Source organism: Yersinia vastinensis (genome assembly GCF_044905075.1).
Lineage (GTDB): Bacteria > Pseudomonadota > Gammaproteobacteria > Enterobacterales > Enterobacteriaceae > Yersinia > Yersinia vastinensis.
In genome coordinates this window covers 2,161,127-2,176,046 of the sequence record NZ_CP173260.1, presented here as the reverse complement: position 1 = coordinate 2,176,046, position 14,920 = coordinate 2,161,127, and the positions used below count along the sequence as shown (strand labels likewise).

Genomic DNA, 14,920 nt, shown 5'->3' with positions numbered 1-14,920 from the left:
ATAGCGATGTGATATACACATTAGCCTTTCCCATTCGCAGTAATTGATTGCTGGTAAATTCGCAGACAATGCCAGCGACAAACATGTAAAGCGCCACTGCTATTCCGGTCATTAGCACCTCAGAAGTAGCTATAAAGTTGGTTGATAATGTTCTGGTTAGTCGTGCGACCGAACAGGTGTTTTATTGCGGCGTTAATCATTGCGTTGTAGCAGCGTTCGAACTCGTCAGGCTCCATGTTCGCGTAAGCCAAGCTCTTTGCCCTCACCTTCGTTTCGCCTTTGATGGTTGTCACGACGTCAAAAAATCCAGCCAGAATAGTCAGGTTATTCCTGAATTCTTTTTTCTGGGTATATTCGTCTGTGAATTCATAACCGGCGCTCTCTGCTGCCCAGTGAGCAAAGCAGAAGTTGAAGAAGGAGAACATCTTTCGATGGAAGGCAGGGTTGCGAGTTAGCTTAATGTCGGCGGTGTACATCTCGCCGTTTTTGAACTTGGTTAACCTTGGTAAGTCATGATCGAACGCTGGAACAAAAACGCCACCGGCATTCTTGACCATTTCGATTTGCATTGGTCACTTCCGAAACATCATGATGGTTAAGCCGTTTTTGGTTACTGCTTTCATCGTGTCACTATCAGTTAATTCACCAAGATTGAAAGCGTCGTACAGCTCGTTAATGGCTTTCTGCTTTCGCTCTTCTTTCTTGCGCTTATCCCATTGCTTCCAGATATTAATGCCAGCCCATCGGACTGATTTTAAAATGATGTAGAAATAACCTATCAAGGCCAGCCCAATATTCAGGCAAGTTAATATTTCATCGGGCATAGCGGCTTCTCCGGCGCGGCGGCTAGCTGCCTGATTATTAATTTAATATCCTCAATCCTGCCATCATCAGCTGAGTCAATCGTGTCAATTCTGTCCAGCATCACCAATGCTGCATTGGCAGGGTCGCTGCTTGTCCAACCATCCGGTATCTCCGGAGAGTTCAACTGTGGGGTGGTGTAGACGATGCGGCGGCGGGTGGGGTCGTATTGTTCATAAAATCCTTTATCGCAGTCATCCCAAACCCATTCAATGTCGTCGAACGTGCATACCCCTGACTGATACTGATAAACAGGCTCAGCCCTCTTTGCAGCTAACGCGATTCTTGCCAGTGCTCGGACTTCATCGTTTTTTGGCGTTCTCATTGCTGAATACCCTTCCTCAGCGATAATCTCTTCCAGTCTCTCTACAGTGAAACTATCTAATGCTTTCATGGTTTTGGCTCCTTCTCCGTTCTTAATGTTTCATCAAAAATTCTCATGCTTTCTGATTTAAATCGGATTACATCATCTGATATTTCTTTGAAATTAATTTTCTTTCTTGAGCGTTGTAGGGTGTATCCCCTGCTTGCCATGTACCAAAGAAAGGTATCGACGACGTAGATATGACCATCACGTGCATTTCCGTTTTCGTTAGCATTTTCGATAATCCAGTGCATTGCTTTGAACAAATCCTTTTGGTCGTGAAAGTCCCGAAACTCATTTGGTAAGTAATCACCACTTTCAAGCCAATTTCTTAGTTCACTCATTCACTCTCTCCCTTGATTCGAATACCGGCAGTGCGGAGGATTTTTTTGCAGTCGCTAATGGCGTTGTATGCCGACAGAGGGTCGTCGTATTCGTCTTGCGTTGGCAACTCCACCTCGATGCTTTCGCGGCTGGCTTTCCATGCCGTCCGCATGTCTAACACTGACGCTTTAGCTAAGTTGGTTAACTCGTCATCGTCTCTACACTCAAATGCAAGGCGGTAAGTCGTTGGCATTTTCGATTTAAGCCAAACTTCAAAGTCAGACTGCGATTTAGTTATGTCCATCATGATTTCCTCGAATTGATTTACAGCAGCACTTCCGCGTCACTGTCACGCTCATGTGATGCAAAATAGATATCCCACTCGCTGTAGTAAATTCCGTTGTACCTTGCACCTGAACAATCATCGATTTCATCAGCGCCAAAGCACTCTTCGTAAATTGCTTGGAAGGTGTTTTCAGGTAACTGGCTTAGGAATTTAATGCGGAGGTCTTGTTCGTGGCGTCTTTGCTGCTCTATCTGCTGTTTGATGTATTGGCCCAAGGCGTTCATGATTTCCTCGTCATGTTCAGCTTGGCTCGCAGTTCAGCGATGTGATCCAGTGCCTTCTCGTTACTAACCGGTATGTGAAGTTTGGGGATTTGCACTACCGGCGCGGGGATCGGCTCACCAGCTTCAATGCGCTTCGACATATCAGCCAGCTCTTTGCCGCAACGTTTCCGTAAGTCCTGCTCAGATAGCCCCTGCACTCGCTGCTGTGAGTAAAGCTTTGTGACCATCCAGTAAGCTGGGTTGCTGGGCCAGGGGAATGCTTCGGCACTGCTGAACATGTCACGACGCTTGGCATAGTCCATCACCATGTCATAAAGCTCATCCGCATCGGGCAGTCCAGCCACCTTCAGCGCACCTTTCTTGCACCATGCAATGAATTGACCGGGTGACGGCCAGAACGGTGATTCACTAGCTCGGGCATGTTGCATACCAGCGGATAACTGCTCACGACTGCGAATACCGTTTTCAGCAAAGGCGGCGATCCACTGACGTTTGGCAGCCACTTCATCAGCGGGATTGCGAAACGTGGTTGATACGGCGGCAGGGAATACCTGCTTCAAGTTTTTGAATAGTGCATCCACCATCTTTTCAGCTTCGGGATTCACCATCTTCACGGCTTCTGGCGCAGATCCAACCATGCGGGCCAGCGCAGAACCATCACGATTATCGATAATGCGAGTTAAGTTGCTCATATGAACTCATTCTCCCATGCCTCTTTGTCGTTCCAGTGGGTCTGGTTATTTACGACTTGAGTCTGCTGGCTGATCGGATACTTCGGTTTGAATAGGCCTTGATAGCTGTTGGCTATGCTGGCGTCGATTACGGCTGATGGGTCGTGCCCCTCGTCAAAACATTCTTTCAGGAGGTTGAACGCTTTGGTAACGGTGAGCATCGACTTGATTGGTTTCTTCGATTGTGACCGGTAGCTAACCCATTCAATCCAAGATTGCTTGTTAAGCCATTCAGGGATTTCTACAGCGAGAGGATCGAACCCTTTAACTTTCCCCTTTGGGGGATTAAGGGGGTTAGTATTTATATTGTCTTTGGTAAGACTGTTTAGGGTGTCGGGTGGTTTCGCCCAATTTGAAACCTTTTTTTGCCCATTATTATGGGTGGTTTCGCCCAACTTTTTTGGTGGTGCTTTTGTGGTGTTTTTTGGTTGTTTATTGAGCGCCCATTGCTCCAAATTGACGTTGACGCTAACAATCTTGAAGCCACCAACTTTCCTGAGGTTGATGATTCTTCTTTCTGCTAAAATCTTAAGTGCATCCGCTACATCTGAATCGTCCAACTCGGTCATATCGGCGATGTATGTGTTGGTGACCTTATCCTCAGACTTATTCCATCCGAACGTGCAATAAATAACAGCGTCGAATACCTGATGCTCTCTCCCTGCAAGTTTAAGTTTTGGCTTAAGCTTTCCTATGCTTGAAGCAACTCTAAAATAGCCTTCATCCAAGGTGGCCACATGACCTCCTGAATCATCTCTAATTACTTTCTTGTTAATGAAGTCCACTCGCCGAAGATTAGAGTTCATGGTCTTCCTCCGGCTTAAGCAGGGTAAATTGATTATCAAAGAAAACTACAGCGCCACCATCCTTGGTTAAGTACCTTACAAGTTCTGCGCCAAACATTGCCAAGCGAATTACAAGCTCATTTCTACCGCCATATGCGTTAATTCCAAAATCACTAAAATGATCTGCAACATCAACTCTTCCGAGCGATTCAAAACTAATCAGGTTGTATTTTTCTATTAAATCATTAACTGTTTTAGCTGCCCCGTCAGGGATAACTAAGTGACAAGCAGATATGATTTTTTCAATCGGACACTTAAAAAACTCTCGGTCTTCATTGACTCTGTGACGAGCTAGAATTTTGTGAATTTCTTTTTCGTGCTTTTCAGGTGAAACAGATATAAAGCTTTCAACAACTGAAAATTTTGTTGGCACACCTGTTGTTCGTGATAATTCATTAGCTCTTTGGATAGGGTGAGTTGTCGTCATTCCAACTTTAAATATTCCCGGCATGGAGTCATTCTGGAGGATATACACCCAACCATTTGCTTTGAATGTTTCGGGAAATTCCATTAATTTTTCTGTTGGTGGTTCATTCATCCATTTTTCTAAGTTATTCATTTGGCCTCCATGCGCTCAAACTCAATTACCCAGCACCACGGATTAACTTCAAAGGTGTTGTCTGGATAAATTCCATCCCATAATTCACGGAACCACAGCCACGCATCCAGAGAGCCGCCAGTAGCTTCACGTTCTGCTGGGTAACCCTCTGCCATAGCATCGCCAGTGCTGATAGTGTTAAGCCGCTCAACACGAACACCGGTGATTAGCAGGTTGATACGTGATGCCCAGCGCGGCATGTGGATTGATGGTCGCCACGACCCCTCATACTTCATGTTTGAGGTGTTAGGCTTCCAATAGGCTGAATCAGGGATTGAATACAGCCCGTAATCACCATGTTTTTGTTCGCAGCTAGCCTTGTATATGCGGGCGGCCGCTTGCTCATCACCTTTGACCATATTGTCTTGCCAATCGACACAAACACCATCCTCGTTGCCAAGAAGAGCAAATGTCTCGCGAACCCATAACTGATCGCCCACCGCACCCAGCGGACAGGTATAACCTTCATCCTCATCAGCCACGCCAAACACATCCTTTCTTGCGGGTTGCAGATAACCGTCTTTGTCTATAACACCCGGTGTGTACCAGTGGGCCGTGAAGTCCATCGCTCTATGAATGGTTTGTGGGTGAAAGTGCTCGGACGGCTGAACCTTCATGATCCGGCGAGTCTGCGTTTTGCGACCACTGAGAATGGCATTGACCATTTCGGAATTGAAAAGTATTGGCTTCTCGTTCATAATTACTCCTGTTGTTTTGTCCAGTTAAAACGACATCGTTATCTGCTGTTCTGAAGCCTCTGTTAGCGCAGGGGCTTTTTGCTTTCCGGTCACCGCAATCACAGCCTGCCTTGCGATTTCCCTTATCACGCTCGTCTCCCATATCTTCTCCAGAAGAACAAACGTCACTGCCATATCATGTACGTTCAACCGGCTTACCTTTGATTCGGCCCAGCCAGCCTCCCGCGCAAACTTGCTCTGGCCCTTGATAGCCATTCGGCTTCGTAGCTCAGATTCAACTTCCATAATTCTCTTGCTGTTACTTGCACGTTCCATTGCGTACTCTTCCCTTGTGATTTAGATGTTGTTGTTCCTCCCCGATGATCTGGGGATTTAGTTTTGATGGGCGCTTTTCAGCGCAGAGGATTTAATGAGCGGGTGGTGATTAAGCTGCTAAATGTTTGTTATTTGGGAATGGCTTCAATTCTTCAGCCTCCACGCGACCATCATCATGAATGATGACCGTAATATTCCGTCCGAAGGCCAAAGCCTTGCTGATCGCACTCTGTCGAATGCCAAAAATTTCAGCCGTCTTCTCTTGGCCTTTACTGGACACAAACTCTTCTAACGGGATTCGTTCCATAAAGGTCTCCTTGTGAATCAATATCAATTATCACTGTTAGTAATGATACTGTCAACACTAATGGTGATTGGTGGATATTCCTATTGGTGATAAATTTAGCCTATGAAAAAGAAGCCTTTAACAAACGAGCAGTTAGCTGACGCTGAAAGATTAAAGTTAATCTTTGAAGCTAAAAAAAATGACCTCGGCCTTTCGCAGGAAACGCTGGCCGAGCAGCTGGGCATGGGCCAAAGCGGAGTGTCTCAACTATTGAATGGTTCTAACGCTATAAACGCGACGCATGCAGCTCAATTTGCAAAGGCACTAGGAATCAAAGTTGATGAGTTCAGCCCTTCGTTAGCTAGAGAAATAGCCGAAATGTTTGAGGCTGTAGACCAAAATGGAAATCAGGTAAGGCGTTATACGTACCCGCTTCTTACTGAAGTTCAGGCGGGGGCATTCGCTGCGGTAGGATCGTTTCGTGAGGCTGACGCAAAATGCTGGGTTGATACGACCAGAAAGGCGAGCAATGATTCATTTTGGCTGGAGGTTTCTGGGCATTCCATGACGGCACCACCAGGAAGCAAACCGAGCTTTCCAGAAGGTATGTTGATCTTAGTTGACCCAGCAGAAGATGTTGACCCTGGTGACTTCTGTGTCGCCGGTATCTATGGAGATACCGAAGTAACATTCAAGAAATTCGTTTGGGAGGATGGCAAGCCATGGCTGGAACCTCTAAACCCCAATCCTCGCTACCAAAGCATTGAGTGCAATGATAACTGCCGGATCATCGGGAAGGTAGTTAAGGCTCAGTGGCCCGAAGAGACATTCAGCTAACCCACTGCTAGCCCATAACTTAGGGGGCGAAATGAAAAACTATGCAGTTCCAATCATTCTGATTGTGATAGCTATCATAGGTCTCCTATACGCCAACCGCACATCAGAGAGAATAGCTCAATGGGTTAGCCAGGTGTTATCGTTTATCTTCACTGCTAGCCCATAGAGGGGTGGGTAAAAGTAAGTAAATAATTAATTTAATACAAATAGTTATATACAGCGATAAATAAATTTGATCGTCGTATATAAAATGTTTAACATATTGCACCTGTTTTCCAGTTGCTATACTGTGTCTGAAGGATATACTTTGCTTGAGTAGGAGCAAAAAACTTAGGGATAGGCTTTTCTCTCTACCTAAAGACTTTACGTGGGATGAGTTAGTCACCCTAATGAAACAGTATGGGTTCAGCACACTAAATGGCTCTGGTTCAAAAAGAAAATTTATAAATGAAAATAAACGCATAGTGGCTCTTCACTGTCCACATCCAGGTAACATTGAGAAGGCCTATGTCCTCAAAGAAGTTAAAATTTTGCTAGAAGAGTTAGAAGCTCATGAGTAACATGCTGAAATATAAAGGATTCTATGGTAGCATTGAATTTTCCATTGAAGATATGGTTCTTTATGGAAAGATTGAATGTATCAATGACTTAGTAACATATGAAGCTGCTGATTTGCCTGGGTTGAAATCTGCTTTTGAGGAGGCTGTGGATGATTACATTGAAACTTGCGCTATTGTGGGAAAAACCCCAGAAAAGCCAATGAGTGGTTCTTTTAATATAAGAATTGGTGAAGATCTTCATAAAAAAGCATATCTAGCGGCTAAAGATGCGGGTATTTCGCTGAATGAAATAGTTAAAAACTCAATAGAAGAGAAGTTGGTTGGTAAGAAAGAATTTCATTTTCATATTGAGCGACGCTCTGAAGAGTCTAGAGATGCATTTGGCTATGTTAAAAGATCAAGTGAATCAGCCAAATGGGTTGGCACAGTAGAAAAAGGGACGCATCACTAATGCTTGATAAAATCATATTCAAAGGCTTCGAGGTTACCTCATCAGAATATAATGAGTATAAAGATGCTGAGGGTGGGAAGTTTAGGGTTTTATTCGACCATTATAAGTTACTGCAAGATGCAGATGATGATGGTAACAGGGAAATTATAATAGAAGCAGCGCCCTCAATAAATGGCTACAGTGAAGACGGGGAAGATGAAGACGATTTGGCATTCAAAGTTAAAATAGCCCTTCGGTTGTATTTTGACTTTGAATCAGATAGAGACATGACTGAGGATGAGTGCTCTAAAAATTCTTGGTTCTTCGATAATTTCGTATCAATAGCCACGAAGTTAACTGTTGAATCAACTCTAAAACATACTTCAATAAAATCAATTGAACTTCCTTGGTCTAGGCCTAAAAAATAATACCTAACCCGGCCCCGCTGCCGGGTTTTTTGTGCCTGTAATCTGACAATCTCACCACCCTACCCGCTTTAAACACAACTCATCTCACACTTTTCACGCCTGATAGCCAGGTACGAAGGGTCACGTCTGAATTATTTTCAAATTAAATTACCTTAAAAATCAAAATCAAAATCACCACTAGTAATTTATTATCACCATTAGTGTTGACTATCGAATTACTAATGGTGATAATCATTCCATCAACACGGCAGGAAGCCAAAAGTACGACAGGAAGTGTTCTTTAAGATAACGGCGCTGAAAAGTGCAAAACAACCAAAACGAATGAGTTTTGGGATGGTGATTCCGGGTGATACCCGGTAGCAAGTGGAGAGGCGAGAAAGAAATCGTTTCTAGCAAGCCTAGAGTCTCAGGCGAAAGTGTCCACTCAGCTAAAAGCAGCGAGCGTGAAATTAATCACACGCCACCATCACCAAAGCTCATTAACTGGAGGTAACACCATGGCTCATCAAGGTTATGACAACGCCAGACAGCGCCGTAACGATAAGCGCTTGGCTCTCACAGCAGCATACAACGCACAACACGGCATCGTAGAACCAGAGTCACGCGAAGTTAAGCGCCCTACTCTGCGATTGAACCGCAAGCCCGTAAATCGCGTAGATTTGGCAGTCATGGTTCACACAACGAAGGTTTACGACTCTATTAACAATTGTTGTTTGCCTGAGGTAGCTAAGTTTGCAGCAGGCTTCCGTAAGTCAGAATCACTAACAGCGAGGTAGGTATGGGTAAAGAGTTAGATAAAGAAGCTGAGCAGAAACTCGAGCAGGTACTGAAGCAGATTCAGCTTGATTATCACTGCTCATTTTCTGAAGCGGTCGGAATTGCCAAAAAGTGGATTCAAGATTATGCCGACGAAAACGGTAACCGTAACGTTCGCAAAGAAGCCCACCACATAGTTAAGGGGTAAGAGAATGATATTTGTAGAACTACCACGTGAAGTACAGTTGATAGCAGCTCAGACACTTTCGAACAGGCTTTCAATGTTAGGCGTAGCAATGAATGAGCAAATAGAGCCAGTTAAAACACTGGCTCGAGAGGTAAGAGAGGCATTTATCGAGATGTATTCTCAGCAAGAACCCGCTTCCGTTCAGCATGATAATGGTCAAGAACGTGGGTAAAAACATCCATAGCATCTTTAGCGTATGAAATTTTGCCTGCTTTTATCATCTCAATAACCACTTCGTGAGCTGCGTAGTCTGGATATTTTAGCGGGCTTAATCTATCTGACATTTCCATTTCCTTATTTTGACTGTGGAATAACCAACATATCAATTTCCTTTGACTGTGGAAAGCAGGGAAAACACGGCTGGGCGTGGCTAAATATCCCAGCACAAATTATATGTGGTCATTTAGGTGGCCTTTTTTATTGGCAGGTAAATGAGGAATGAATGATGACTACACCAGAGCTTTTTGCAAATGAATGCGCAACGGATTATTTAAAATATCGAGCTAAGTCAACTCGGCATGAGCGCGGAACGGTGGCCCGTAAATTTTACATTCAACTGGCATGGTCAAGTCGTCAATATTTGCGCTATTGGAATGTAGAGTCATCCCAGTGACCTTACCCCTGCCACTTAACCGGTGGCAGCAATAAGACCACTAGATGAGGTGATGTATGACAGAGGCAATTAAAACAGGCGGATTAGCATTTCCGTTTAATGACATTGGCGGGAATTGCGACCCCGGAATGACGCTCAGGGATTATTTTGCAGCCAAGTACATGCAGGGTGTGAGCGCTAACCCTGAAAGATTGTACAGCAACGATGACTTGGCAGAAGAGCCTACCAGATGGCAGACGCAATGATTAAGGCGAGAGGGTGAGATATGGAATGGATTAATTACTCAGAACGAAGGCCGGAAACTGCTGGCGTTTATCTATGGCGAATGAGTAGCCGGGCAGCAAAGGGCATTAACGTTATAGCCAGAAAGAAATTCAGATTGCGCGGCGCTGGTTATCAGGATGTTCTTTCCCCTGAGTTCGATTACTGGGATGGGTATTCGGTGACTGTCCCTAGTGAATTGCAGTGGGCTGAGAATGATGAATCGGTGCCTGATATCTTATTTGAATCCCTGCCAGAAGCTAATGAATGCCCATTCTGCAAAAAAAGACCGATCATCAAAGCATTTGAGTGGGACCGCGGTTGTCGAGTAAATCCGGAACCATACATCCTCAATAAATTCCAACTGAAGTGTTGTGGATGGATTGCCGCTGTAACTTTCGACTCCCCAGTTGTCGCTATTGAATCCTGGAATTCTAAGCTAACCGGTTAACCCTTCCCACCCACCAATCCCCAGAGTAAGCCTGCCAATCGTCGGTGCTTTGCTGTGGGCTAAACACAAGGAAATGAGCATGAGTATTTTATTTACCAACACAGACACAAACCCATCAGTTGATAGCGGAAAGTCCAAAGCAGTAAAAATTGGTGACTTCACTATTTCGAATTATGCAGACGGAATAATTTGGATTGAATCAGATTCGGCTGGTGATGCTGGGTCATTTGACCTCAAAAAGTTCGAAGCCGCTATTAAGTCTTTTTACGAAGCAAACCTTTAAACATTAAACCGGAGTATCCCATGCAACTTGCATTTGCTGGGCAGACCGCATCGGGCTGCTCTACTAACTATTTGACCAAAATTCAGCATTCACCGGCCTACCGCCTTACATCAGCCAGCTTCACTCCTCCACCTCGCAAGAGCTTGTTGGACAAGATAGTCGAGTTTCTACGCAGTAAGGGGAATCCGCTATGACATACGCAGAAATTAACGAAGCACGGAAGCTTTACAGCTCATTGAGCGAGCAAGAATTGGAACAGGCAGGACGAGTAGCCACTCGGCAAGAGAAAGCACTCAAGGTCAGCAATCTGATTAAAGTCTTTGAGCAACTACCTGACTTTGACCGTGAGGCTTTCGGTATTTTAGTTGATGAGTACGACTTCGAAGGACTAGATACCGCGCTCTACAACGTTCTGCTTGATAACGCAAAGTGGCAGCGTGTAATGGAAATACAGCGCCACTTAGCTGAACACGACGAGGCAGCATGATGGAGCCGGGCCACTATCAAGATATTTCAAACGAGGATTATCACTCGGGGCCGGGAGTCAGTAAGTCGCAACTGGATGATGTGGCTATTAACCCCGCAATACTCACATGGAAGAAAACAGCGCCAGTAGATACGGAGAAGCTCAAGGCACTGGATATGGGCACCGCCCTGCACTGCCTACTGTTAGAGCCAGATGAGTTTGATAACCGCTTTACCAAAGCACCAGAGTTTAATCGCCGAACCACTGACGGCAAGGCAGCAGAAAAGGATTTTCTGAAAGAGTGCGAAGAGTCAGGGAAGACTGTCATGGATTTTGAACAGCACAGGAAGCTGGGATTAATGCGAGGAAGCGCCTTAGCTCACCCGGCGGCGCGATACTTTTTAGAAGCAGAAGGATACTGCGAATCGTCTATTTACTGGCGAGATGAGGAAACGGAAGAGCTGTGCCGAATACGCCCAGATAAGTTTCTTCGAAGTCAGCCAATTATCGTCGATGTGAAAAAAGTCGCTGACATGGATCGCTTCTCTCGCCACATCGAAGAATTCCGGTATCACGTGCAGGATGCCATGTACCGGGATGGTTATCTTAATCACTTCAACGAATACCCCACTTTTATCTTTCTTGCCGTTAGCGAAACAATCGACTGTGGCAGATATCCGACTCGGGTATTCCAGCTTGATGCCGACGATGTTGCAGCCGGGCACGAACTTTATCGCAAAAATTTACAGACCTATCACGAATGCCGACTCAGCAACGAATGGGGCGGTGTAGAAACCATTTACCGCCCGGCATGGGCAAGGAAAAAGAACAATGACTGACATCGCCAATATCGAACTAAGTAATGAGCCGTCCATCACTAATGCGAACGTGGCTATTTTCAGCCCGCAAAACTTAATGGCTATCCAAAACTTTGCAACTCTAATGGCAAGCGGTCGCTCAACAATCCCAGCGCATCTTGCCGGTAATAAAGCTGACTGCATGGCAGTTGCGATGCAGGCCGTTCAATGGGGAATGAACCCGTTTGTAGTTGCTCAGAAAACTCACGTAGTCAGTGGAACACTTGGATATGAAGCACAGCTAGTTAACGCGGTGATTTACGCAATGGCTCCCACCAAAGACCGGATCCATTATGACTGGTTCGGGCAGTGGGAGAACGTGATCGGCAAGTTCGCAGAGAAAACATCCCCAAAAGGCAACAAATACATTGCACCAGACTGGACGCTGGCTGATGAGAAAGGCTTGGGCATTAGAGTTTGGGCCACGATGAAAGGCGAGGATGAACCACGCGTTCTTGAGTTGCTACTGTCTCAGGCGCAAGTAAGAAATTCCACTTTATGGGCCAGCGACCCCAAGCAACAGTTGGCCTATCTCGCAGTTAAGCGCTGGTCTCGCCTGTACTGCCCAGAGGTTATTCTCGGCGTCTATTCCACTGACGAGTTGGACGGTAAGCCGAAACCTGAGCGTGACGTAACGCCTCGCACTAATGCTGACCTGAACAAGATGATTAATACGAAAAAACAGGAACCTATCGAAGGAGAATTGGAGTCTACGAAGGTCGAGGAGCGCTCTCCTGACACACTGCTTTCTGATTTTACTGCCGCCGCCAGCAATGCAAAATCAGTTGCTGAGTTGGATAAATTCTTCAAGTACAGTCAGCGCGTTCTTGCAGATCACCATGAGCAACTCGAAAAAGCCACCGACATTTACGGTATCCGCAAGGCTGAAATGGAAGAAGTTCCAATGTGAGACTGTTATGACAAAACCCTATGAACCATGGGAAGGATATGAAGAGCAGTTTATGAGGGAGGTTGCTGGATATATGCCCGGCAGCCTGATAGCTGAAAAACTTGAACGCTCTATTCAGTCTGTTTACTCAAAAGCTTCTGACATGGATGTCACCCTAATTTCAAATCGACCGGCTCGGCGATGGACAGAAACGGAATTGCAGTTACTTGGCAAGGATGCCGACGAGAAAGTAGCTAACTTAACTGGCAGGACGCTGAAATCAGTTATGTGCAAACGCACCTCATTATCCATTCCAAAAGCAGCCTAATCCCCTCCCCAATTTAACCGGCAGTCAATCTGCTGAGGACTTTCTATGTCTGCAAAAGTATACGGACTCGATAGCAGTCTTATTCATGACGCCAGTCCGAAAGACGGCTTTGTCGTTGATGTTGTGAGATTCAGTGATTACGCGGTTCTAGAGAAAAAGTGTCAATCGCTGGTTGCTGAGAATGCTGTGATGAAGGAAATCATAAACTCAGTAACCGACCTTGATAACGAACCTCAATATCACAGCGAGGGAATGGGTTGTGGTCTTGAAGATAAAGGCATCACCGACCGCTACGACGCTATGCAATATGGCTGGGATTGCGCGATGAGCCGGATATACGGTGAGGTTATTCCTTGCGCAGAAGAGTTAAGTTTTCCAGCCACGGACGCAGCGATTAACGAGATAAAGGCGTGGGGTGTTGATTCGTTTTCTGACGAACTCGGCCTATTGGCTAGTCACTACAGGACAACAACTCCGCATTACAGAATAATAAAATCAATTTTATTCCGAGCAGTTAATCTCGCCGCCAGCCTGAGGGGTGACAACTGATGAGTAACATAAAAGATAAAGTAATACTGATGGATTCGGCGGAAGCGGCAAGCATTAAAACCGTTACTGGCTGGACTTCCTCTGACGGTAGATTTTTCGGCAATAACGAAGATTTGGCTCGGTACGCCGGATCAACTCACCGAAAGTGCCATAACAACCCCGAGCACCCAATTTATCCGGTAAATAGCTATTGTGATATTTGCCACGCAGAAAAGCGGAAGGCAAAGTTCCAAGCAATGCCACGCAAACCGTGGCAAGGCGAGCCATTAACTATCGATTGTGACGATCGGTTCTTCTTCGATGCTGATGACCTTAGAGATTACTGTACGGAACACCTTGTTCTTCCTCATGAACTAGAGCTTGTTATCTGCGAACCAAACTACCCAAGTGAAATTGATGGCAGCGATTTCTTCTGCGACAGCCTGCCAGACGATGGAGAATTACCTTCAGAGCTTCAGGAGGCATTCGACGCTCTCAATGCCGCCATTCGCAAGAGTGGGCCTCTTTCGTGGTCGGCGGGCAAGTATGCAGTAATCATTCCAGACGATTTTCTTGATGCTGAAATTATTGCAGAAATTAAATCCGAGAGGGAGGCATGATGGATAAGCATATTGAAGACTTGAAGCAGTACGACACTGAAAATCGACTTGAAGAGATTATGAGTACCAATCATTACGGCGTGCATGTTCATGCTATGACCAAAGAAGCGCTACATAGCAAATCAGCAATCGCAGTAGAGTTGGCTTGGCGTGACCTTCAAATATCTAACTTGCTAGCCAAGCTGGAAGCGGCACAGAAGCTAGCACAGTATTACCTTGAGCAGCGTGATGCAGCCGAACAAGTTTCAGCGGCAGCGCTTCGTGACTGGTCGAAAGAAGGTCAACGCGCAGAGGCAGCAGAGGCGCGGCTACTTGTGCCTGTTAAGTTGTCCCTGTCTACGGTCCTATCTCGCGCCCATGCTGTTGAGCGGATTATTGCCGCTGGCTATCCGGTTGAAGGGGATGAGTGATGACTATCTTCATGGAATTACGTTGTGAGTTGCGCGGTGACGGTCGCAATGAGGATAACAATCGCTGCTGGTCAGATGACAATGACGGCCCTCAGTCACATGGCTGGGATTCTAAAAAAGGGGCTGATAAAAACGGCATTGCTTATTATAGCGAATGTTGCATCGGCGACAAGGGAGTCATGGAGGATGAGGCTAATAATTATAATGATTATGCAGATTCAGAAGATGATTGTATTCACGTAATTCCATTGTTCACAGCAGCTAAACCTGTGGAGGGCTAATGTTAATTGGTTTCGTTCTACTCGTCACCTCATGCCTTACCTGCACCGCCCAACCAGTAACAGAAGACATCTACCCTACTCAA

Annotated in this window: 30 protein-coding genes; 17 read left to right on the top strand and 13 right to left on the bottom strand. The window is 45.6% G+C overall.

The window, feature by feature from the left end:
• Positions 1-119: 119 nt before the first annotated feature.
• From ACIOG0_RS10195 to ACIOG0_RS10140, 12 genes are all read right to left on the bottom strand, one after another.
• Positions 120-569 (bottom strand): DUF1367 family protein, encoded by a 450-nt coding sequence (locus ACIOG0_RS10195; RefSeq protein ID WP_404705016.1) that lies wholly within the window; start codon positions 567-569, stop codon positions 120-122.
• Positions 570-572: 3 nt separating this feature from the next.
• The gene (locus ACIOG0_RS10190; protein WP_404705015.1) at positions 573-824 is read right to left on the bottom strand and encodes a DUF4752 family protein; all 252 of its coding nucleotides are present in this window, start codon (positions 822-824) and stop codon (positions 573-575) included.
• A complete protein-coding gene (locus ACIOG0_RS10185; protein WP_404705014.1) occupies positions 806-1,255 on the bottom strand; it encodes a hypothetical protein in 450 nt (149 codons plus the stop codon). The genes ACIOG0_RS10190 and ACIOG0_RS10185 overlap by 19 nt, the downstream gene beginning before the upstream one ends.
• Positions 1,252-1,569, bottom strand: coding sequence for a hypothetical protein (locus ACIOG0_RS10180; RefSeq protein WP_050101202.1), 318 nt, complete (start codon positions 1,567-1,569; stop codon positions 1,252-1,254). The genes ACIOG0_RS10185 and ACIOG0_RS10180 overlap by 4 nt, the downstream gene beginning before the upstream one ends.
• Complete coding sequence (locus ACIOG0_RS10175) at positions 1,566-1,856, bottom strand: hypothetical protein (RefSeq protein ID WP_404705013.1); 291 nt, start codon at positions 1,854-1,856, stop codon at positions 1,566-1,568. The genes ACIOG0_RS10180 and ACIOG0_RS10175 overlap by 4 nt, the downstream gene beginning before the upstream one ends.
• A 17-nt stretch (positions 1,857-1,873) precedes the next feature.
• Complete coding sequence (locus tag ACIOG0_RS10170) at positions 1,874-2,119, bottom strand: hypothetical protein (RefSeq protein ID WP_050319627.1); 246 nt, start codon at positions 2,117-2,119, stop codon at positions 1,874-1,876.
• Positions 2,116-2,811, bottom strand: coding sequence for a replication protein P (locus ACIOG0_RS10165; RefSeq protein WP_050319628.1), 696 nt, complete (start codon positions 2,809-2,811; stop codon positions 2,116-2,118). Before ACIOG0_RS10165 ends, ACIOG0_RS10170 begins: the two co-directional genes overlap by 4 nt.
• Positions 2,808-3,656, bottom strand: coding sequence for a replication protein (locus tag ACIOG0_RS10160; RefSeq protein WP_050319629.1), 849 nt, complete (start codon positions 3,654-3,656; stop codon positions 2,808-2,810). Before ACIOG0_RS10160 ends, ACIOG0_RS10165 begins: the two co-directional genes overlap by 4 nt.
• Positions 3,646-4,254, bottom strand: coding sequence for a GIY-YIG nuclease family protein (locus ACIOG0_RS10155; RefSeq protein ID WP_050319630.1), 609 nt, complete (start codon positions 4,252-4,254; stop codon positions 3,646-3,648). Before ACIOG0_RS10155 ends, ACIOG0_RS10160 begins: the two co-directional genes overlap by 11 nt.
• Positions 4,251-4,991 (bottom strand): hypothetical protein, encoded by a 741-nt coding sequence (locus ACIOG0_RS10150; RefSeq protein WP_404705012.1) that lies wholly within the window; start codon positions 4,989-4,991, stop codon positions 4,251-4,253. Before ACIOG0_RS10150 ends, ACIOG0_RS10155 begins: the two co-directional genes overlap by 4 nt.
• Positions 4,992-5,015: 24 nt before the next feature.
• Positions 5,016-5,306, bottom strand: coding sequence for a CII family transcriptional regulator (locus tag ACIOG0_RS10145; RefSeq protein WP_050081232.1), 291 nt, complete (start codon positions 5,304-5,306; stop codon positions 5,016-5,018).
• A gap of 109 nt (positions 5,307-5,415) precedes the next feature.
• Positions 5,416-5,613, bottom strand: coding sequence for a Cro/CI family transcriptional regulator (locus tag ACIOG0_RS10140; RefSeq protein WP_049615505.1), 198 nt, complete (start codon positions 5,611-5,613; stop codon positions 5,416-5,418).
• Between the two features lie 102 nt (positions 5,614-5,715).
• Here ACIOG0_RS10140 and ACIOG0_RS10135 point away from each other — a divergent pair, with 102 nt between their 5' ends.
• The 6 genes from ACIOG0_RS10135 to ACIOG0_RS10110 all read left to right on the top strand — a co-directional run bounded on the left by ACIOG0_RS10135 (position 5,716) and on the right by ACIOG0_RS10110 (position 8,811).
• A complete protein-coding gene (locus ACIOG0_RS10135) occupies positions 5,716-6,429 on the top strand; it encodes a LexA family transcriptional regulator (RefSeq protein ID WP_049615506.1) in 714 nt (237 codons plus the stop codon).
• Positions 6,430-6,818: 389 nt separating this feature from the next.
• Positions 6,819-6,989 (top strand): type II toxin-antitoxin system HicA family toxin, encoded by a 171-nt coding sequence (locus tag ACIOG0_RS10130; protein ID WP_404705047.1) that lies wholly within the window; start codon positions 6,819-6,821, stop codon positions 6,987-6,989.
• A complete protein-coding gene (locus ACIOG0_RS10125) occupies positions 6,982-7,440 on the top strand; it encodes a type II toxin-antitoxin system HicB family antitoxin (RefSeq protein ID WP_128451995.1) in 459 nt (152 codons plus the stop codon). The genes ACIOG0_RS10130 and ACIOG0_RS10125 overlap by 8 nt, the downstream gene beginning before the upstream one ends.
• Positions 7,440-7,847, top strand: coding sequence for a hypothetical protein (locus ACIOG0_RS10120; RefSeq protein WP_057643885.1), 408 nt, complete (start codon positions 7,440-7,442; stop codon positions 7,845-7,847). Before ACIOG0_RS10125 ends, ACIOG0_RS10120 begins: the two co-directional genes overlap by 1 nt.
• A gap of 443 nt (positions 7,848-8,290) precedes the next feature.
• The gene (locus ACIOG0_RS10115) at positions 8,291-8,623 is read left to right on the top strand and encodes a hypothetical protein (protein ID WP_404705011.1); all 333 of its coding nucleotides are present in this window, start codon (positions 8,291-8,293) and stop codon (positions 8,621-8,623) included.
• Positions 8,624-8,625: 2 nt separating this feature from the next.
• Positions 8,626-8,811 (top strand): hypothetical protein, encoded by a 186-nt coding sequence (locus tag ACIOG0_RS10110; protein ID WP_404705010.1) that lies wholly within the window; start codon positions 8,626-8,628, stop codon positions 8,809-8,811.
• 143 nt (positions 8,812-8,954) lie between these two features.
• Here ACIOG0_RS10110 and ACIOG0_RS10105 read toward each other — a convergent pair whose 3' ends face one another.
• On the bottom strand, positions 8,955-9,134 hold the full coding sequence (locus ACIOG0_RS10105; RefSeq protein WP_072083845.1) for a hypothetical protein: 180 nt from the start codon (positions 9,132-9,134) through the stop codon (positions 8,955-8,957).
• A 594-nt stretch (positions 9,135-9,728) separates the two neighbouring features.
• On the opposite strand from ACIOG0_RS10105, the gene ACIOG0_RS10100 reads away from it, so the two are divergent.
• The 11 genes from ACIOG0_RS10100 to ACIOG0_RS10050 all read left to right on the top strand — a co-directional run bounded on the left by ACIOG0_RS10100 (position 9,729) and on the right by ACIOG0_RS10050 (position 14,837).
• Positions 9,729-10,175 carry a hypothetical protein gene (locus tag ACIOG0_RS10100; protein ID WP_145503996.1) on the top strand — a complete coding sequence of 149 codons (447 nt, stop codon included), beginning with the start codon at positions 9,729-9,731 and terminating at the stop codon, positions 10,173-10,175.
• A 79-nt stretch (positions 10,176-10,254) separates the two neighbouring features.
• Positions 10,255-10,458: a hypothetical protein gene (locus ACIOG0_RS10095; RefSeq protein ID WP_050296504.1), complete on the top strand. Its 204-nt coding sequence runs from the start codon at positions 10,255-10,257 to the stop codon at positions 10,456-10,458.
• 20 nt (positions 10,459-10,478) lie between these two features.
• Positions 10,479-10,652: a hypothetical protein gene (locus ACIOG0_RS10090; protein ID WP_219649669.1), complete on the top strand. Its 174-nt coding sequence runs from the start codon at positions 10,479-10,481 to the stop codon at positions 10,650-10,652.
• Entirely contained in the window at positions 10,649-10,945 is a 297-nt protein-coding gene (locus tag ACIOG0_RS10085) for a hypothetical protein (protein ID WP_050101188.1), read from the top strand. Before ACIOG0_RS10090 ends, ACIOG0_RS10085 begins: the two co-directional genes overlap by 4 nt.
• Positions 10,945-11,763: a PD-(D/E)XK nuclease-like domain-containing protein gene (locus ACIOG0_RS10080; RefSeq protein ID WP_050101187.1), complete on the top strand. Its 819-nt coding sequence runs from the start codon at positions 10,945-10,947 to the stop codon at positions 11,761-11,763. Before ACIOG0_RS10085 ends, ACIOG0_RS10080 begins: the two co-directional genes overlap by 1 nt.
• Positions 11,756-12,691 (top strand): RecT family recombinase, encoded by a 936-nt coding sequence (locus ACIOG0_RS10075; RefSeq protein WP_050101186.1) that lies wholly within the window; start codon positions 11,756-11,758, stop codon positions 12,689-12,691. The genes ACIOG0_RS10080 and ACIOG0_RS10075 overlap by 8 nt, the downstream gene beginning before the upstream one ends.
• Positions 12,692-12,698: 7 nt before the next feature.
• On the top strand, positions 12,699-12,998 hold the full coding sequence (locus ACIOG0_RS10070) for a hypothetical protein (protein WP_050101185.1): 300 nt from the start codon (positions 12,699-12,701) through the stop codon (positions 12,996-12,998).
• Between the two features lie 45 nt (positions 12,999-13,043).
• The gene (locus tag ACIOG0_RS10065; RefSeq protein ID WP_050101184.1) at positions 13,044-13,547 is read left to right on the top strand and encodes a hypothetical protein; all 504 of its coding nucleotides are present in this window, start codon (positions 13,044-13,046) and stop codon (positions 13,545-13,547) included.
• Positions 13,547-14,146, top strand: coding sequence for a hypothetical protein (locus ACIOG0_RS10060; RefSeq protein ID WP_050101183.1), 600 nt, complete (start codon positions 13,547-13,549; stop codon positions 14,144-14,146). Before ACIOG0_RS10065 ends, ACIOG0_RS10060 begins: the two co-directional genes overlap by 1 nt.
• Positions 14,146-14,556: a hypothetical protein gene (locus tag ACIOG0_RS10055; RefSeq protein WP_050101182.1), complete on the top strand. Its 411-nt coding sequence runs from the start codon at positions 14,146-14,148 to the stop codon at positions 14,554-14,556. The genes ACIOG0_RS10060 and ACIOG0_RS10055 overlap by 1 nt, the downstream gene beginning before the upstream one ends.
• Entirely contained in the window at positions 14,556-14,837 is a 282-nt protein-coding gene (locus ACIOG0_RS10050) for a hypothetical protein (RefSeq protein WP_404704945.1), read from the top strand. Before ACIOG0_RS10055 ends, ACIOG0_RS10050 begins: the two co-directional genes overlap by 1 nt.
• Positions 14,838-14,920 lie beyond the last annotated feature (83 nt).

Excerpts from the sequence above, each read along its gene's own strand:
- ACIOG0_RS10095 (WP_050296504.1), top strand. The coding sequence starts at position 10,255 with ATGAGTATTTTATTTACCAACACAGACACAAACCCATCAGTTGATAGC.
- ACIOG0_RS10160 (WP_050319629.1), bottom strand. The coding sequence starts at position 3,656 with ATGAACTCTAATCTTCGGCGAGTGGACTTCATTAACAAGAAAGTAATT.
- ACIOG0_RS10065 (WP_050101184.1), top strand. The coding sequence starts at position 13,044 with ATGTCTGCAAAAGTATACGGACTCGATAGCAGTCTTATTCATGACGCC.
- ACIOG0_RS10195 (WP_404705016.1), bottom strand. The coding sequence starts at position 569 with ATGCAAATCGAAATGGTCAAGAATGCCGGTGGCGTTTTTGTTCCAGCG.
- ACIOG0_RS10090 (WP_219649669.1), top strand. The coding sequence starts at position 10,479 with ATGCAACTTGCATTTGCTGGGCAGACCGCATCGGGCTGCTCTACTAAC.
- ACIOG0_RS10125 (WP_128451995.1), top strand. The coding sequence starts at position 6,982 with ATGAGTAACATGCTGAAATATAAAGGATTCTATGGTAGCATTGAATTT.
- ACIOG0_RS10105 (WP_072083845.1), bottom strand. The coding sequence starts at position 9,134 with ATGTCAGATAGATTAAGCCCGCTAAAATATCCAGACTACGCAGCTCAC.
- ACIOG0_RS10190 (WP_404705015.1), bottom strand. The coding sequence starts at position 824 with ATGCCCGATGAAATATTAACTTGCCTGAATATTGGGCTGGCCTTGATA.
- ACIOG0_RS10085 (WP_050101188.1), top strand. The coding sequence starts at position 10,649 with ATGACATACGCAGAAATTAACGAAGCACGGAAGCTTTACAGCTCATTG.
- ACIOG0_RS10050 (WP_404704945.1), top strand. The coding sequence starts at position 14,556 with ATGACTATCTTCATGGAATTACGTTGTGAGTTGCGCGGTGACGGTCGC.
- ACIOG0_RS10130 (WP_404705047.1), top strand. The coding sequence starts at position 6,819 with ATGAAACAGTATGGGTTCAGCACACTAAATGGCTCTGGTTCAAAAAGA.
- ACIOG0_RS10145 (WP_050081232.1), bottom strand. The coding sequence starts at position 5,306 with ATGGAACGTGCAAGTAACAGCAAGAGAATTATGGAAGTTGAATCTGAG.
- ACIOG0_RS10175 (WP_404705013.1), bottom strand. The coding sequence starts at position 1,856 with ATGATGGACATAACTAAATCGCAGTCTGACTTTGAAGTTTGGCTTAAA.
- ACIOG0_RS10165 (WP_050319628.1), bottom strand. The coding sequence starts at position 2,811 with ATGAGCAACTTAACTCGCATTATCGATAATCGTGATGGTTCTGCGCTG.
- ACIOG0_RS10120 (WP_057643885.1), top strand. The coding sequence starts at position 7,440 with ATGCTTGATAAAATCATATTCAAAGGCTTCGAGGTTACCTCATCAGAA.
- ACIOG0_RS10180 (WP_050101202.1), bottom strand. The coding sequence starts at position 1,569 with ATGAGTGAACTAAGAAATTGGCTTGAAAGTGGTGATTACTTACCAAAT.
- ACIOG0_RS10140 (WP_049615505.1), bottom strand. The coding sequence starts at position 5,613 with ATGGAACGAATCCCGTTAGAAGAGTTTGTGTCCAGTAAAGGCCAAGAG.
- ACIOG0_RS10155 (WP_050319630.1), bottom strand. The coding sequence starts at position 4,254 with ATGAATAACTTAGAAAAATGGATGAATGAACCACCAACAGAAAAATTA.
- ACIOG0_RS10185 (WP_404705014.1), bottom strand. The coding sequence starts at position 1,255 with ATGAAAGCATTAGATAGTTTCACTGTAGAGAGACTGGAAGAGATTATC.
- ACIOG0_RS10080 (WP_050101187.1), top strand. The coding sequence starts at position 10,945 with ATGGAGCCGGGCCACTATCAAGATATTTCAAACGAGGATTATCACTCG.
- ACIOG0_RS10150 (WP_404705012.1), bottom strand. The coding sequence starts at position 4,991 with ATGAACGAGAAGCCAATACTTTTCAATTCCGAAATGGTCAATGCCATT.
- ACIOG0_RS10110 (WP_404705010.1), top strand. The coding sequence starts at position 8,626 with ATGGGTAAAGAGTTAGATAAAGAAGCTGAGCAGAAACTCGAGCAGGTA.
- ACIOG0_RS10135 (WP_049615506.1), top strand. The coding sequence starts at position 5,716 with ATGAAAAAGAAGCCTTTAACAAACGAGCAGTTAGCTGACGCTGAAAGA.
- ACIOG0_RS10055 (WP_050101182.1), top strand. The coding sequence starts at position 14,146 with ATGGATAAGCATATTGAAGACTTGAAGCAGTACGACACTGAAAATCGA.
- ACIOG0_RS10170 (WP_050319627.1), bottom strand. The coding sequence starts at position 2,119 with ATGAACGCCTTGGGCCAATACATCAAACAGCAGATAGAGCAGCAAAGA.
- ACIOG0_RS10060 (WP_050101183.1), top strand. The coding sequence starts at position 13,547 with ATGAGTAACATAAAAGATAAAGTAATACTGATGGATTCGGCGGAAGCG.
- ACIOG0_RS10100 (WP_145503996.1), top strand. The coding sequence starts at position 9,729 with ATGGAATGGATTAATTACTCAGAACGAAGGCCGGAAACTGCTGGCGTT.
- ACIOG0_RS10075 (WP_050101186.1), top strand. The coding sequence starts at position 11,756 with ATGACTGACATCGCCAATATCGAACTAAGTAATGAGCCGTCCATCACT.
- ACIOG0_RS10070 (WP_050101185.1), top strand. The coding sequence starts at position 12,699 with ATGACAAAACCCTATGAACCATGGGAAGGATATGAAGAGCAGTTTATG.